This window comes from Methylocella sp. CPCC 101449, assembly GCF_031921685.1.
Classification (GTDB): Bacteria; Pseudomonadota; Alphaproteobacteria; order Rhizobiales; family Beijerinckiaceae; genus Terripilifer.
This window is the reverse complement of the sequence record NZ_JAPDHU010000007.1, coordinates 1-533: the sequence shown is the minus strand read 5'-3', so window position 1 is coordinate 533 and position 533 is coordinate 1. Positions and strand designations below refer to the sequence as shown.

Below are 533 nucleotides of genomic sequence, written 5' to 3'. Positions count from 1 at the left end.
TGCTCGAAAGCCTGGCGTATCGCGGCTCGATCGAGCGTTAGGCCTTTCTTCCAGTGAATTGGGACCGCGACGGTGTGTGTCTGGCCCAGATAGAGCATGTCGCAGGCGACATGAATATCGCGGCCCGTGAAGACCACGTTCGAGCGATCCAACAGGCGCCCGCCGGCCTCGACCACGCGTGCGATCTCGGTATTGAACGCGGAAAGATCGATTTCTTCGAGGGTGCGGTTCACCGTCTGCACGAAATCATGACGCATGTCGGCGATGACGCAGCCGAGCGCCGATGTGACACCAGGGTAGGGGGGAATAAGCGCAGCCTTCAGTCCGACTTCCTTGACGAGGGCACCAGCATGCAGGGCACCACCGCCGCCGAACGGCATCAAGGCGAAATCGCGCGGGTTGTGCCCGCGCTCGATCGAGACGAGACGGATCGCGCCTGCCATGCGGCTGTTGGCGACGCGAACGATGGCTTCGGCGGCAGCAACCGGATCGAGGCCAAGCGGATCGCCGATATGTTTGGCGATGGCCGCTTT

At 62.5% G+C, this 533-nt stretch carries 1 protein-coding gene; it reads right to left on the bottom strand.

The genetic code is table 11. From position 1 onward, the window contains the following. On the bottom strand, nucleotides 1–533 hold a 533-nt coding region (locus tag OIM99_RS27830), incomplete at both ends, for a hydantoinase/oxoprolinase family protein (protein ID WP_311853794.1).